The following is a 13,559-nucleotide window of genomic DNA, read 5'->3' on the forward strand; positions in this document are numbered from 1 at the left end:
CGGTCCGGCATCGCTGCCGGACCGGGTTCAGCACTCGATGACGTTGACCGCGAGCCCGCCCCGCGACGTCTCCTTGTACTTGATCTTCATGTCCGCGCCGGTCTCCTTCATGGTCTTGATGACCTTGTCGAGCGACACGTGGTGCTTCCCGTCCCCGCGCAGCGCCATCCGCGCCGCGGTGACCGCCTTGACCGCCGCCATCCCGTTGCGCTCGATGCACGGGATCTGCACCAGCCCGCCCACCGGGTCGCAGGTCAGGCCCAGGTTGTGCTCCATGCCGATCTCCGCGGCGTTCTCCACCTGCTCCGGCGTCCCGCCGAGCACCTCGGCCAGCCCGGCCGCCGCCATCGCGCACGCCGAGCCGACCTCGCCCTGGCAGCCGACCTCGGCGCCGGAGATCGAGCCGTTCTCCTTGAACAGCAGGCCGATCGCGCCGGCCGTCAGCAGGAACCGGACCACGCCCTCCGGCGAGGCGCCCGGCACGAAGTCCAGGTAGTACCGCAGCACGGCCGGGATGATCCCCGCGGCGCCGTTGGTGGGCGCGGTCACCACGCGACCTCCGGCCGCGTTCTCCTCATTGACGGCCATCGCGTACGCCGTGAGCCACTCCATGGAGTGCACCTGCGGGTCCCCGGCGGCGCGCAGCTGGCGGGCGGTCGCCGCGGCCCGGCGCCGCACCTTCAGCCCGCCGGGCAGCACGCCCTCGGCGTCCAGTCCCGCGGACACGCACTCGTGCATCACCTTCCAGATGCCGAGCAGCCCCTCCCGCACCTCGTCCGCCGAGCGCCAGGCGCCCTCGTTGACGAGCATGATCCGCGAGATGGACAGCCCGGTCGTCCGGGTGAGTTCCAGCAGCTCGGCCCCGGAGGAGAACGGATAAGCCACCGCCGTTTTGTCCGGATTTATCATCGAACTTACGACAAATCCGCCGCCAACCGAGAAGTACTTCTTGCTGAACAGCTCTTCCCCACCGGCTCCGAGCGCCGTGAAGATCATCCCGTTGGGGTGCTCCGGCAACGCCCGCCGCCGGTGCAGCACCAGGTCGACGTCGAGCGAGCCGATCCGGCCGTCCGCCGGCGGCTCCAGCGTGGTGTCCACGGTCTCCGGATCGTGCCCCATCAGCCCCAGGAGCACCGCCCGCGGCGTCCCGTGCCCGTGCCCGGTGGCCCCGAGCGACCCGAACAGCTCCGCCCGCACCCCGCTCACCCGGGAGTCGAGATGCGCGGTGAACATCCGGGCGGCCCGCATCGGCCCCACGGTGTGCGAGCTCGACGGCCCGATGCCGACGGAGAAGAGGTCAAAGACCGAGACAGCCATGACCCCGCCCATCGGCCCGCGCCCCGGCGAACTGAGGTATCACGACGTCTCCCCCGCGATCAGCGCCTCGTACTCGACGTCGGAGAGCGTCACCGGCGTCCCGCTGATCCGCAGCCGGTACAGCCACCCCTTGCCGTACGGATCCGAGTTGATCAGCGCCGGATCGTCGACGACCGCCTGGTTGACCTCGACGATCTCGCCGTCGGCCGGGGCGTAGACCTCGCTCACCGACTTGGTCGACTCGATCTCCCCGGCCGGGTCGCCGGCGCTGACCACCGTGCCCACCTCGGGCAGCTCGACGAAGACGACGTCACCGAGCGCGTCCGCGGCGAACGAGGTGATCCCGACCGTGGCGATCTCCTCCTCGGTCAGCCATTCGTGATCCTTGGTGAAACGCATGGTCCGACCTCGCTATCGCTTGTAGAAGGGCAGGGAGACGATCTCGGCGGCCTCGCGGGTCCCGCGGACGTCGACCACCAGGGAACCGCCGGCGCGATCCCGGGCCACGTAGGCCAGCGCGATCGGGTGCCCGAGCGTGGGCGACGGCGCCCCGCTGGTCACCTCGCCGACCTTCGCCCCGGTCACCGCGTCGAGCACCGCGTGGCCGGCCCGCGGCGAGCGCCGCCCCTTGGTCACCAGCCCGACCAGCTCGGTCTCGGGCGTGACCGTCCGCAAAGCCGCCGCACCGACGAAGTCCGACTTGTCCAGCGCGACCACCCGGCCCAGCCCGGCGTGGAACGGCGTGGTGCGCACCGTCAGCTCGTGCCCGTACAGCGGCATCCCGGCCTCCAGCCGCAGCGTGTCCCGGCAGGCCAGCCCGGCCGGCTGGGCCCCGGCCGCCTGCGCCCACTCCCAGATCGCCTCGGCGTCCGCGTTCGCGCAGTAGATCTCGAACCCGTCCTCGCCGGTGTACCCGGTCCGGGCCAGCAGCACGTCCTTGCCGGCCAGCCGCTCCGCCTTGATCCCGTAGTACCGCAGGTCGGCGTGCTCCCCGACGACCCGCACGGCGTCCGGCCCCTGCACCGCGACGAGCGCCCGGTCCAGCGCCGTGATCGTCACCGCGAACCCACCGGAGTACTCCCCCAGCATCGCGATCACGATCGGCGCGTTCGCGGCGTTCGCCACCACCAGGAACCGCTGCGGCTCCAGCCGGTAGACGACCAGGTCGTCGAGCACGCCACCGTTGGTGTGGCACAGCATCGTGTACTTGGCCCGCCCCACGGCGACCGCCGACAGCCGCCCGACCAGGGCGTAATCCAGGAAGGCGGCCGCTTCCGGCCCGCTCACCTCGATCTGTCCCATGTGGCCCAGGTCAAAGAGCCCGACCGATTTCCGTACGCTGTGGTGCTCGGCGACGTCGCTGCCGTACCGGACCGGCATCTCCCAGCCGGCGAACCCGGTGAATGAGGCGCCGAGACGCTGATGAACGTGGTGAAGCGCGGTGCGTCGCAACAGGGAGGCTCCTTGACAGTCGGCCTCCCTCGCTCTGTCATGGGGCCTGAGAGGTTCACCGCCGGGGGCGGCTTGCACCTTGGGCGCAGCTCACGGGAGCTGACTTTCCAGAGTCGCCTGACCGTTGCGGTACGTGTGCCTGAGAGATTCTTGAGGGAGATTTGCTCCTTCGGCGACCCGTCTCGCTTCCCAGCGGACGAGTGCTCTCCCGCAGCGGCGTCGCGGCGAAGTCTTCTTTTGTGCTTCGGAAGCTATCAGGCCGCGCCGGAGCCATCAAGATCCACTGGCCGTGTCGCCCTTCTCCCCCGCCGCGGCCAGCCGGCCCAGCGCCGGCAACGCCCTGATGATCGCCTCGCTGTCGGCCGGCTCCAGCCGCGCGAACATGCCGTCCAGCGTCGCCGCGTAGTGCGCGTAGGTGCGGGCCAGCAGGTCCCGCCCGGACCGCGTCGCGCCGACCAGGACGCCACGCCCGTCGTTCGGGTCCGGCACCCGCTGGACCAGCCCGGACCGCTCCATCCGGCCGACCAGCTGGGTCATCCCGGGCTGCGACGCCCGGGTCAGCCGGGCCAGGTCGGTCACCCGCGCCGGGCCCTCGTCGCTGAGCCGGCGCAGCACCGAGAGCGCGATCGAGCTCGGGTTGTCCGGGCCCTCCAGCTGCCGCAGAAAACGGACCAGCTGCGCGAGCACCGGCAGCAGCTGCGATCCACGACTCTCGTCGCTCATGGGGAAGACCTCATCACGGCGGCACGGGTGAAACCTTCCAGATCCTTTCGTACGCCGGCCGCCGCCGTTGCCCCGCCCTCGACCGGGTCGGCCCTGCCCCAAAAGTCCGCCTTTAACCCAGACGGGACGTTAGGGGTAAGGAGCGTCTGGTTACCGCCGATAGGAACAGTGGATCCCGACTGCGGGCGGTCACGACGGCGTTGCCGCCGGGCGGGAGCATGCGGGGGGTTCACATGCGCTGGTTGAACGACCTGTCGGTCCGGTTGAAGCTGTACACGGCGGTGCTGGTGGCGGCCCTGGCCGCGATGGCGGTCGGCCTGCTCGGCCTGGTCCGGCTGCACTCCACCGCTGATGCGGCGGAGTACCTGTACAGCCAGAACCTGGTGCCGATCGCCCAGCTCGGCGTGGTCGGTCAGGGTGTGCAACGCTCCTGGAGCGAGCTGATGAGCCTGCTGATCAGTCATGACCCGGCCGCGCGAGAGGCCGACAAGCAGGCCATCGCCGCCGCGGACGCCGACGCCGACAAGGCCTTCGCCGACTACACCGCCACCGACATGACCGGCCGGGAGGCGGCGGTCGAACGGTTCCGCACCGCCCTGGTCACGCTGCGCAAGGCCCGCGAGGAGCAGTTGGTGCCGCTGGCCGCCGCCGGCGACCTGAACGGATTCCAGAAGGCCCGGGACACGGCCGCACGACCGGCATTGAACGCGGCGCAGGCCGCCCTGACCGAGCTGGTCGGCATCGAGACGCGGGTGGCGCAGGAGAAGCGAGCCGAGACGGCGGCCGACTACCACACCGCGCGTAACCAGATGATCGTGGTCCTGGTGATCGGGGTGGCGGCCGCGCTGGCGCTGGCGGTCCTGGTGGTCCGCGGGATCATGAGCACGCTCGACGCGGTGGGCCGGGTCAGCCGGGCACTGGCCGCCGGGGACCTGACGGTGACGGCGGCGGTCACCGGCCGGGACGAGCTGGGCCGGATGGCGACCGAGCTGGACACCGGCATCGCCGCGGTCCGCACCAGCGTGGACCAGATGGGGCAGGTGGCGGTCACGCTGTCGTCCGCCTCCGACGAGCTGTCCACGATCAGCACGCAGCTCCAGACCGGCGCGGCCGAGGCCGCCGAACGGGCCAACACGGCCATGGCGGCCTCCGAGGAGATCAACACCGGGGTGCAGACCATCGCGGCCGGCGCCGAGCAGATGAGCGCCTCGATCGCCGAGATCGCCTCCAGCGCGGCGCAGGCGGCCGAGGTGTCGCAGCAGGGCACCTCGGTCGCGCAGCGGACCACCGCGCAGGTCGCCGAGCTGGGCGTGGCCAGCGCGGAGATCGGCGACGTGGTCCGGCTGATCACCGCGATCGCGGAGCAGACCAACCTGCTGGCGCTGAACGCCACCATCGAGGCGGCTCGGGCCGGCGAGCTGGGCAAGGGCTTCGCCGTGGTGGCGGGCGAGGTCAAGGACCTGGCCCAGCAGACGGCGAAGGCGACCGACGAGATCACCGCCCGGATCAGCGCGATCCAGCTGTCCAGCAACAACGCCGGCGAGGCGATCGGCGAGATCACCGAGGTGATCGGGCGGGTCGGCGACTACACCACCACGATCGCCTCGGCGGTCGAGGAGCAGACCGCCACCACCGCCGAGATGAGCCGTTCGGTGGCGGAGGCGGCGACCAGCAGCGGCGAGGTCGCCCGGACCGTGTCCGGCGTCGCCGAGGTCGCCTCGTCCACGGCCGAGGCGGCCCGCTCCACCCAGGAGGCCGCCACCAGCCTCACCACCATGGCCACCGACCTCACCGGCCTGGTGACCGCCTTCCGCTACTGACCGATGGTCCACTTCTGGGCCAGGGTGCTGTTGCACGTGTACAGCTGCACCGCCAGGCCGGGCGACGGTGACCCGCCGGGCACGTCCAGGCAGAAGGTGGTGTCGTCCCGGCCCACCCAGCTCCGCAGGAAGGTGCTGCCCGGCACGGAGCCGGACGCCACCCACTGGGCGTTGCTGGGGGTTCGGCCGCTGCCGTCGCTGAGCGTGCAGTTGCCGGCGACCACGATCCCGTGGTCGATCGGAACGTCCCCCACCGAGATGCAGCGTCCGCCCGCCGCGTTGACGAACCAGTAGCGGCCCTTGCCGTTGCCGAGCACCGTCCAGGCCTGATTCGCCCGGCCGGTACAGGTCATCTGCAGGATGCGCGGATCGGGGTCGGGCTGGTCCTCCGGCTGCAGGCACAGGCCGTTGCCGGCATTCCTGATGCGATGCAGTTCCCCGGCCAGGACCGCCGGCCCGGCGTCGGGCTGCGCGCGGGCGCCGTCAGCGACCACGAACAGCCCGAACGATGCCATCAGCAGCACCAGCACCAGGCGAAACGCTCTTACCACCATGGACCTCACAACCTCTCCGAGAATCGGGAACGTCCTCGAAGCTAGGTGGCGATCGGGTGGCTCCGAATCGGTGAATCTACGGGGTTTTCCCGGCCGCACCGCCTACGTTCCGGTCCCGCCACCTGATCGAACTCGGTCACCGCCGGATCGCGCGGCGTCCGGGCACTGACCCACCTCACCCTGCACCAGCTCGGCCTCGGCGGCCCGCTGTCCACGATGGCCCACTTCCGCGGCAGCGTGGACCGCACGGTCGCGCACATGGCCCGCCGCCAGGCCACGACCCACCCGCCCGGACAGCTGATCGCCGCGATCCGCGCGATGGCGGGCTCGCGCCGGCACACCCTCGGCGTGACCTACCTGGTCACACGGCGCCGGCCCGGAAGTGCGCGGCCCGATGCGCGCCCTGCTGCTGACCATCGCGGGCCGCCCGGCCGCACTCCCCGAGCTGTCCGGCGACGGCGTGCCCGCGCTCACGGCAGCGCTGCTGGCCTGATGACCCCACCCGTTCCGGATCACCTGCCCGGATGACGCGAACCGGCCCCCGAGAATGGATCATGAATGGCGGCGACCATCCGGAACTCTCCCACGCGCTAAGGTCGAGGCAGTGCCTTCTTATATCGCGTCAACGATCCGCCGGAGCGCGCTGCGCGCCGGTCTCTTCGGCAGTGTCGTTCTCGGTGCGGTGCTGATCGGCTCGCTGCTCGCGCATTTCACCGTCACCGGCACCGCAGCCGTCGTGTCGGTGGTGGGCGTTGCCGCGTTCCTCGGCGGTGCCCTGCTCGGCAGGCGTCTCGGGGATGAGGAGACAACCGACCCTCAGCGACGGGCCTCAGCCCGCCGGGCCGACCACCAGCTGTAGGCACGAAGCCACGCCGCCCGGCCACCGATCACCCCGGCCCCCGCGGCAAGGAAGGCCGCACCGACGATCCCGGGCGCCTGCGGTGTCATGTCCAGCGGCAGCCATCGTGTCATGATCACGACTGCTACCAGGTAGACGGCGAACAGCACGACGAAGCCCACCAGCCACTGTCCCAGCCGGACCCAGGCGTCTTTACGCTTCTCCCTGCGCAGACGCTCGTAGAGCATCGCCGTCCGCACGTCGTTCGTCGCGCGGGTGTCGTGCCGGTCGTCGTAGTCGAGCTGGTTGCTCGGCGGCTCGTCCTGGCGCAGGATCACCTCGTCCGGCGTGGCAGGCACCTCCTTCCGGTCCGGCGCCGGGTTTCTCCTACGTTCCCGCCGGTCCGAGCCACCGGACCCGGGCTCTTTCCCGCTCATGACGCTTCTCCACCGAGCGCGGCGCCGGCCCGATCCTCCGCCGGGCCGCGCGACGCAGCCGGCTCGATCGCCGGTGCCGGCCGGCCGACGAAGTAGCCCTGGGCATAGTCGACACCCAGCTCACGCAGCATCCGCAAGGTCGCCTCGTCCTGCACGAACTCGGCGACGGTCTGGATCCCGTAGGCCTGGCAGACCTGGACCAGCGCCCGCACCAGGACCTGGTCCTGCGGGTTGTCCACCAGGTCCACGATGTACTCGCCGTCGATCTTGACAAGGTCGAGGGGGAACAGCCGGAGGTAGCGGAACGAGGCATACCCGGAGCCGAAGTCATCCAGGGCGAGGTGGCAGCCCAGCTCCCGGATCCGTTCGGCGGAACGCCTGGCCGCGTCGAAGTTCCCGATCAGCGCCGTCTCGGTGATCTCGAAAGTGAGCTGCTCAGGGTTCACTCCCGACTCTCGTACCAGGCGCTCCACCTCGTCGGCGAGCCGGGGCTCGCCGATCGACCGGCCGGACAGGTTGATCTGCAGTCGCATCCCGGGCTGCCCGGCGGCGAGCCGGATCGCTCGCTCCGTGACCCACAGGTCGATGGCGAGCACCTCGTCCCGGTCTTCCGCGGCCTCCAGCACCGCAGCCGGCGACAGTGGAACGCCGTTCCCGTCCCGCACCCGCAGAAGTACCTCGTGGCTGGCTGCCCGTCCGGTCCGGAGATCCATGATCGGCTGGAAGTAGAGCGCCAGCCGGTCGGTCGGCGCCTGTTCGACGGCGACTGAAATCTCGCTGTTCAGCGAGGTCGTGGCGGCGGCCTCGGCGAGCCGCTCCAGCGTCTGACCGTCGATCCCGTCGAGGCGCCGAGCCCGGCGACACATCTCCTGGAGAACGTCCGGATCCCGGACACTGACCAGGACCGCGGCCCAGAAGGAGGACGGCGGCAGCAACCCGGCCCGCTCGGTCCGGCCGATCTGCTCGACGAAATCGGCAAGCCGGAAGACCGGCTGCTCGGAGACACGTGCCCCGGACGGCCGCTCCCTGACCCGGACCAGGGGGCCCGACGTGCCCGCGCCGGGCGTGCCGGCCTCCCGGAGTGCGCTCTCCAGCCAGTCGTCGCCGAGGCGTTCCCACTCGAAGTCGTCGAGGTAGCCGGGGGCGGCCTGCTCGAAAAGGCGGTACGGCAGCGTCTCCGGATGGCCCAGCCGGCGGGCGTCGACGGCGGTGTCGAGCACCGCGCGCACCGGCGGTGGCGCCAGCCGGTAACGCTGGACCAGGGTCGCGGCGCCGGCCAGGTACTGGGTGATCCGGCCGTCTCCGGCCCGCTCCGCGGCATAGCGCAGACGAGGGTCGGCAGCGATCATGGCCGCCTCCAACTCGTACGGCGAGAACTGATCCGGGACATCGATCCGGTGGGCCACGGTAAGTAGGTGACGGGCCTGCGCATACCGGTCCGGTTCGTGGGCCGGCGGACGCGTGGCCAGGTCGGTCCACTGCTCCCGCCAGACGCTGCCGAAGACCAGAACCGGCCCGCGCCCGGCACCGGTCAGCAGGGTCCGGAGCCCGGCGGCGACCTGCTCCCCCAGCGCGGGATCAGCGGGGCGCAGGTAGGCGTGTACGTCGTCCAGCCACACCACGGTATGCGGCCCGACCCGGCCGACCCCCTCCGCCGCCGCCTCGGGCCGGGTCGGATCGTACGGGTACCACACCCGCCACCGGCCCGGATTCTCCTGGTCGAGGTGCCGCGCCGCCTCCCAGAGGGAACGCGTCTTACCGGTCGACGAGGCCCCGGCCAGCACCACGAACGCATTGTCACCGGCAGCGATGGCCTGCTCGACGATCCCGCGCAACCGGTCGTCGTGCTCCCGGGCGATGTACGGCGGCAGCCCTTCCCCCTCGGCGGACTCGGCCACCGGATGCACGCCCAGTAGTAGCGGATCCCAGTCACCGACCGGCTTACCTACCCGGGTGCTCAGGCTGCCCGAAGCCGGACTGGACGCGGCGGACCAGAGATCGCCGATGTTCCGCACCGCGTCGGGAAGGTCGACCTCACCCGTGGTCGCCAGCACGGCCGCCAGGGTGACCGCATCGGCTCTGCTCGGCATCACCCGCCCGGTGATGATCCGGTGAATCGTGTCGCGGCTCGGCGTGCCCGGCAGCGCATCGTTGTCTCGGATCCGGGCGGACAGCTCGGCCAGCGAGGGCGCACCGGCCCGGCGATAGAGGAAGAGGAGGGCATCGCGCAGATCCCGCATGGGCGAGGCCGGCAGGTCGACGGGCGCCAGACCGCGGGCCCGGCGGGTGCCTCGCCTGCTCCGCGCCTCGGCACGGGCCTGCTCGTACCAGGTCAGCCACGCCTCGGTGGGTGCGACGACCGCGCCCTTGGCACGACGGCGAAGGTAGTCGACCAGGAACCGAACCGCGCTCGGGTCGGCCGGCATGGTGACGCCCCGGAACCAGTCGCTCAGACTGCTGATCGACACCTTCAGCGGTGGCTTCTGCTGCGCGGCGTCGTGCTGCACCGTTTGCAGCGGAGGCCGGCCCGCCTGCTCGTAGAGCTGCTTGAACTCGCGTACGAATCTGCTGGCATCTGCCGGCGGCGACACCAGGCGCCGGTCACCGGGCCCGCCGCCCGGACTCGGCAACGCGCCGGCGAGGTCCTCCGCCGCGGAGGAACGTGCCATCTCGGTGCTCAGCCGGCGTCGCCGGCAACAGCGGAGCGGACCACCGATCCTCCAGAGTGTCATCGGCCGGACGGCCTTTGTTCATGATGGACTCCGGAGCCTCCGAGCGCTACGCCAGAAGCGCCTTTCGTGTGCCATTCCGGCCGACTAAGTCCCCCGAAAGAGAGTCACGACCACATCTCAGCAGCTCAGAGCAGATCGGAGATGTCTCGGAAAATCTGGGAGCTCGTCCGTAACCGAGGGTCAGTCGCGGGCGGCGAAGGCGGCTCGGGCTTCGAGGAGGTCGTCGAGGTGGTCGGTGCACCACGTGCGGGCGGCGGCGACCAGGGTGAGCAGGCTGCGGCCCAGCGGGGTGAGGGCGTACTCGACGCGGGGCGGATTCTCGTCGTACGCGAATCGGGTTATCAATCCGTCACGTTCCATCGACCGTAAGGTCGCGGAGAGGACCTTGGGGGTGACCGTGCGGAGCGGGACGCGCAGCTCGGTGAAGCGGCGCGGGCCGCCCTCCAGGCAGAGGACCACCATCGCGGTCCACTTGTCCCCGATCTGGAACGGCATCACGGTCGTCGGGCAGGCGGCGTCGAACATGTCCGGGCTCAGGCTGGCCGTCATCCGACGAGCGTAACGCCGGTTTCGTTGCGGTAACCGGGGGTGGGTCGCCTAGCGTCCCCGGCATGACCAGCATCGTTGTCTTCGGCGCGGGTGGCCGCGCCAGCCGCGCCATCGTCGCCGAGGCCCGGAGCCGCGGCCTCGCCGTCACCGCCGTCGTCCGGGATCCCGCCCGGCATCCCGACCTGCCGGACGCCGTACGCGGTGACATCACCGACCCGGCCGGCGTAGCCGCACTGGTGAAAGACCACGACGCCGCGGTGCACGCGGTCAGCCCGGCCTCGGGCCCGGAGCAGCTCGCCCGGCTCGACCTCGACCCGGACTTCTTCGTCGAGGCCGCCGACGCGCTGACCGGATCGGGCGTGCCGCGGGTGATCGCCATCGGACTGTTCAGCAACCTCGACGGCGCCGGCCCGCTGCCCGAGCCGTTCCGGGCCTTCGGTGACGCGCACACCGCCGGGCTGGCCCGGCTCCGCACCTCGGAGGCCGACTGGGCCATGCTGACGCCGCCGGCCTCACTGTCGCTGGACAATCCCAGGCTGGGCCGCTATCGGCTGGGCGGCGAGGCCGCCGTCGGAGGCAGTCTTTCGTACGCCGATCTGGCCCTCGCCGTGATCGACGAGATCGTGAAGCCCACCCTGCACCGCACCCGCGTGGCCGTGTTCAACGAGGACTGATCGTGGTCCGCCCGCCCGGCGCCCCGTACAACCACAGGGTGCCGGGCGGCGGCAGCGGCAGCACGCCCCGGAGCAGCGCGGCGAGGGCCCCGCCCAGCTCGGCGATCGGCCCCACGTCGTACGCGTGGTCGCCCCGGAAGACCAGATGCCAGTCGTCGGACTGCCCGGGTGTGCGGGGCGCCCGTTCCAGCAGGCGCGCGGCGGTGTCGTCGAGCAGCTCGGCGAACTCCTCCCGCTCCCCGGTGTCCAGCCCGAGCGCGACGTCGAAGAAGAGGTCACTGAACATCGCCTGGGTGCGGATCTCCTCCACCCGGGCCTCCCACCAGTCCGGACGATGCTCCGGCGGGATGCTCTCGACGTCGCGCAGGAGCTGACCGAGCAGGATCGCGAGGGCGCCGTCGTACGCCCAGATCTCCCGCCCCGGATCGGGTTGATCCGGCGGCGGCGCACCGTAGCAGCCGATCGACCTGGTTTTGCTCACCGATTCATGGTCGCTTATTCGCGGTCACGGCACGAGGATCAACCGGATCGGATTCCCCTCCTTCTCGTCCAGTTGGCGCACCGCGTCGGCGGCCTGGGCCAGCGGCACGGTGCCGCTCACCGACCGGGAGAACTCCACCCGGTTCAGCGCGACCAGCGACAGCAGCTCCAGCACGTGCTCCGGCCCGGAGCCGTAGTGCCCGCGGATCTCCTGCTCCAGATAGCTGAACCGGGTGCCGTCCGGAATGGTCAGCGGCTGGTCGGTGAGCCCGACCAGGGTGAGCCGGCCACCCTTGGACAGGGTCCGGGCGGCCTGTGAGCGGACCGCCCCGACCCCGGCGAAGTCGAACGCGTGCGCCAGCCCCACCCCGCCGGTGGCCTCGGCGACCAGCGAGCCGAACTCCGGGTCGCCCGGGTCGAGGGCCAGGTCGGCGCCGAACTGAAGGGCCCGCTCCCGGGCGCCGGGCAGCGGGTCGACCGCGATGATCGGCGCCGCCCCGATCACCCGCAGCAGCTGCACGGCGTGCGCGCCGAGCCCGCCGACACCCCAGACGCCGACCGCCCGGGCCGGCTGCACCGCGGCGGTCGTGGTGATCGCCGCCCACGGTGTGGAGACCGCGTCCGGGATGAAGCAGGCCTGCTCGAACGAGAGGGTGTCCGGGATCGGCACCACGGTCCCGGCGGTGGCCACCGTGTACTGCGCCCAGCCGCCGTCGTAGTCGACGCCGCGAGTCAGCACGGTCGCGCCGCGCAGCTCGCCGGCCTGCAACAGCACCCGCTCCCCCACGGTGAGCCCGGTGACCCCGGCGCCCACCTCGTCGATCACCCCGGCCGTCTCGTGCCCGAGCGTGACGCTCTCCCCGGTCAGGTGCAGCGGCTTGAGCATGCCCTGGATCAGGTGGACGTCGGAGAGGCACACCCCGGCCGCCCGCACCGCGATCCGGACCTGCCCGGGCCCGGCGTGTGGCTCGTCCACCTCCTCGACGGCGAACTTCCCGGACGACACGTTCAGACGGCCAGCCAGCATCGATTCCTCCACCTTTCGGCTTCCCGGTCCCCCAAAGGCCTACCACGAAGACATGGATCGCGGGTGGATCATCGGTGCATGCGGCAGCCACACGAGATCATCGGGTGCGGGCGTTCACCGGCGGGCGTGTCTGGTGGCCCAGTCCAGGGCGTAATCGGCCACCTGCTCCCAGCCGGGCTCGACGCCGGTGAAGTGGGAGCGGTCCGGGAACTCGTAGGTCTCGGTGAGCGCGTCGGAGTTGCGGTACTTCTTCGCGTTGGAGCGGATCACCGAAGGCGGCATCAGGTGGTCTTTGCCACCCATGATGAACAGCAGCGGGGCCCGGTCGTCCAGGTCGTAGTCGACCCAGGTCTCCTGGTGGCCGGGTTTCCAGTTCGCGATCAGGCCGTAAGCCCAGACCCAGTTGCCGGGCGCCGGGATGTGCAGCCGGTCGTATGCCGCGTCGGACTCCTCCCGGCTGACCGTGTTGGCGAACGCGTAGTGGAACTGCTCCTTGGTGAAACCGACCGCGCGGTGCCGGTTGGCCGGGTTCCGCAGAATCGGGAACAGTGACCTGATCTGCGACGGCGGGTTCACCCGCACGCCCTCGGGCGGCGCCGAGTCGATCGTCACCGCCGCGGCGCCCAGACCCCGGTTGACCAGGAGCTGGGTAAGGGTCCCGCCGAAGGAGTGGCCCATGATGATCGGCGGCCGGTCCAGGCTCTCGACGACCTCGCTGAGGTGCTCGAGCGTGTCGGGCACCGAGGCCTCTGCGATGATCTTGGGGTTTTCCCGCAGTGCCTCGACCTCGATCTCGAATCCGGGGTAACTCGGCACGATCACCTCGTGGCCCTTCGCCCGGTAGTGATCCACCCAGCGGTCCCAGCTGCGGGCGGTCATCCACAGTCCGTGGATCAGCACGATCGGCAGAGCGGTGCTCGTCGGCTCGGTCATGGCTCTCCTTCCGATGAGGGCTG

The 13,559-nt window shown here is 71.1% G+C and carries 14 protein-coding genes and 2 riboswitches; of the genes, 3 read left to right on the top strand and 11 right to left on the bottom strand.

Annotation, left to right across the window (positions count from 1 at the left end; genetic code table 11):
• Window positions 1-27: 27 nt before the first annotated feature.
• The 4 genes from Aiant_RS02145 to Aiant_RS02160 all read right to left on the bottom strand — a co-directional run bounded on the left by Aiant_RS02145 (window position 28) and on the right by Aiant_RS02160 (window position 3,492).
• Window positions 28-1,317: an L-serine ammonia-lyase gene (locus Aiant_RS02145; RefSeq protein WP_189337023.1), complete on the bottom strand. Its 1,290-nt coding sequence runs from the start codon at window positions 1,315-1,317 to the stop codon at window positions 28-30.
• 39 nt (window positions 1,318-1,356) lie between these two features.
• A complete protein-coding gene (gcvH, locus tag Aiant_RS02150; protein ID WP_189337022.1) occupies window positions 1,357-1,716 on the bottom strand; it encodes a glycine cleavage system protein GcvH in 360 nt (119 codons plus the stop codon).
• Between the two features lie 12 nt (window positions 1,717-1,728).
• Window positions 1,729-2,769 (bottom strand): glycine cleavage system aminomethyltransferase GcvT, encoded by a 1,041-nt coding sequence (gene gcvT, locus Aiant_RS02155; protein ID WP_189337021.1) that lies wholly within the window; start codon window positions 2,767-2,769, stop codon window positions 1,729-1,731.
• A gap of 32 nt (window positions 2,770-2,801) precedes the next feature.
• A riboswitch (glycine riboswitch) is annotated at window positions 2,802-2,882 on the bottom strand.
• Window positions 2,883-2,886: 4 nt separating this feature from the next.
• A riboswitch (glycine riboswitch) is annotated at window positions 2,887-2,990 on the bottom strand.
• A 52-nt stretch (window positions 2,991-3,042) separates the two neighbouring features.
• Window positions 3,043-3,492 (bottom strand): MarR family winged helix-turn-helix transcriptional regulator, encoded by a 450-nt coding sequence (locus tag Aiant_RS02160; RefSeq protein ID WP_189337020.1) that lies wholly within the window; start codon window positions 3,490-3,492, stop codon window positions 3,043-3,045.
• 233 nt (window positions 3,493-3,725) lie between these two features.
• On the opposite strand from Aiant_RS02160, the gene Aiant_RS02165 reads away from it, so the two are divergent.
• Complete coding sequence (locus Aiant_RS02165) at window positions 3,726-5,312, top strand: methyl-accepting chemotaxis protein (protein WP_229831519.1); 1,587 nt, start codon at window positions 3,726-3,728, stop codon at window positions 5,310-5,312.
• Here the strand turns inward: Aiant_RS02165 and Aiant_RS02170 are convergent.
• On the bottom strand, window positions 5,306-5,866 hold the full coding sequence (locus tag Aiant_RS02170; RefSeq protein WP_189337018.1) for an RICIN domain-containing protein: 561 nt from the start codon (window positions 5,864-5,866) through the stop codon (window positions 5,306-5,308). The genes Aiant_RS02165 and Aiant_RS02170 overlap by 7 nt on opposite strands.
• Before the next feature lie 604 nt (window positions 5,867-6,470).
• Here Aiant_RS02170 and Aiant_RS02175 point away from each other — a divergent pair.
• The gene (locus Aiant_RS02175; RefSeq protein WP_189337017.1) at window positions 6,471-6,725 is read left to right on the top strand and encodes a hypothetical protein; all 255 of its coding nucleotides are present in this window, start codon (window positions 6,471-6,473) and stop codon (window positions 6,723-6,725) included.
• On the opposite strand, the gene Aiant_RS02180 is transcribed toward Aiant_RS02175, so the two are convergent.
• The 3 genes from Aiant_RS02180 to Aiant_RS02190 all read right to left on the bottom strand — a co-directional run bounded on the left by Aiant_RS02180 (window position 6,683) and on the right by Aiant_RS02190 (window position 10,422).
• Window positions 6,683-7,141, bottom strand: a complete 459-nt coding sequence (locus Aiant_RS02180) for a hypothetical protein (protein WP_189337016.1) — start codon at window positions 7,139-7,141, stop codon at window positions 6,683-6,685. The two genes, Aiant_RS02175 and Aiant_RS02180, sit on opposite strands and share 43 nt — an antisense overlap.
• Window positions 7,138-9,810: an EAL domain-containing protein gene (locus Aiant_RS45370; RefSeq protein WP_229831518.1), complete on the bottom strand. Its 2,673-nt coding sequence runs from the start codon at window positions 9,808-9,810 to the stop codon at window positions 7,138-7,140. Before Aiant_RS45370 ends, Aiant_RS02180 begins: the two co-directional genes overlap by 4 nt.
• 243 nt (window positions 9,811-10,053) lie before the next feature.
• Window positions 10,054-10,422 (bottom strand): winged helix-turn-helix transcriptional regulator, encoded by a 369-nt coding sequence (locus tag Aiant_RS02190; RefSeq protein ID WP_189337015.1) that lies wholly within the window; start codon window positions 10,420-10,422, stop codon window positions 10,054-10,056.
• Between the two features lie 62 nt (window positions 10,423-10,484).
• On the opposite strand from Aiant_RS02190, the gene Aiant_RS02195 reads away from it, so the two are divergent.
• On the top strand, window positions 10,485-11,096 hold the full coding sequence (locus Aiant_RS02195; RefSeq protein WP_189337014.1) for an NAD(P)-dependent oxidoreductase: 612 nt from the start codon (window positions 10,485-10,487) through the stop codon (window positions 11,094-11,096).
• Here Aiant_RS02195 and Aiant_RS02200 read toward each other — a convergent pair.
• The 3 genes from Aiant_RS02200 to Aiant_RS02210 form a co-directional block, all read right to left on the bottom strand.
• Entirely contained in the window at window positions 11,083-11,577 is a 495-nt protein-coding gene (locus Aiant_RS02200; protein ID WP_189337013.1) for a hypothetical protein, read from the bottom strand. The two genes, Aiant_RS02195 and Aiant_RS02200, sit on opposite strands and share 14 nt — an antisense overlap.
• A 24-nt stretch (window positions 11,578-11,601) precedes the next feature.
• The gene (locus tag Aiant_RS02205; protein ID WP_189337012.1) at window positions 11,602-12,603 is read right to left on the bottom strand and encodes a zinc-binding dehydrogenase; all 1,002 of its coding nucleotides are present in this window, start codon (window positions 12,601-12,603) and stop codon (window positions 11,602-11,604) included.
• Window positions 12,604-12,717: 114 nt separating this feature from the next.
• Complete coding sequence (locus tag Aiant_RS02210; RefSeq protein WP_189337011.1) at window positions 12,718-13,536, bottom strand: alpha/beta hydrolase; 819 nt, start codon at window positions 13,534-13,536, stop codon at window positions 12,718-12,720.
• Between the last annotated feature and the right edge of the window lie 23 nt (window positions 13,537-13,559).

It is taken from the genome of Actinoplanes ianthinogenes (genome assembly GCF_018324205.1).
GTDB lineage: Bacteria > Actinomycetota > Actinomycetes > Mycobacteriales > Micromonosporaceae > Actinoplanes > Actinoplanes ianthinogenes.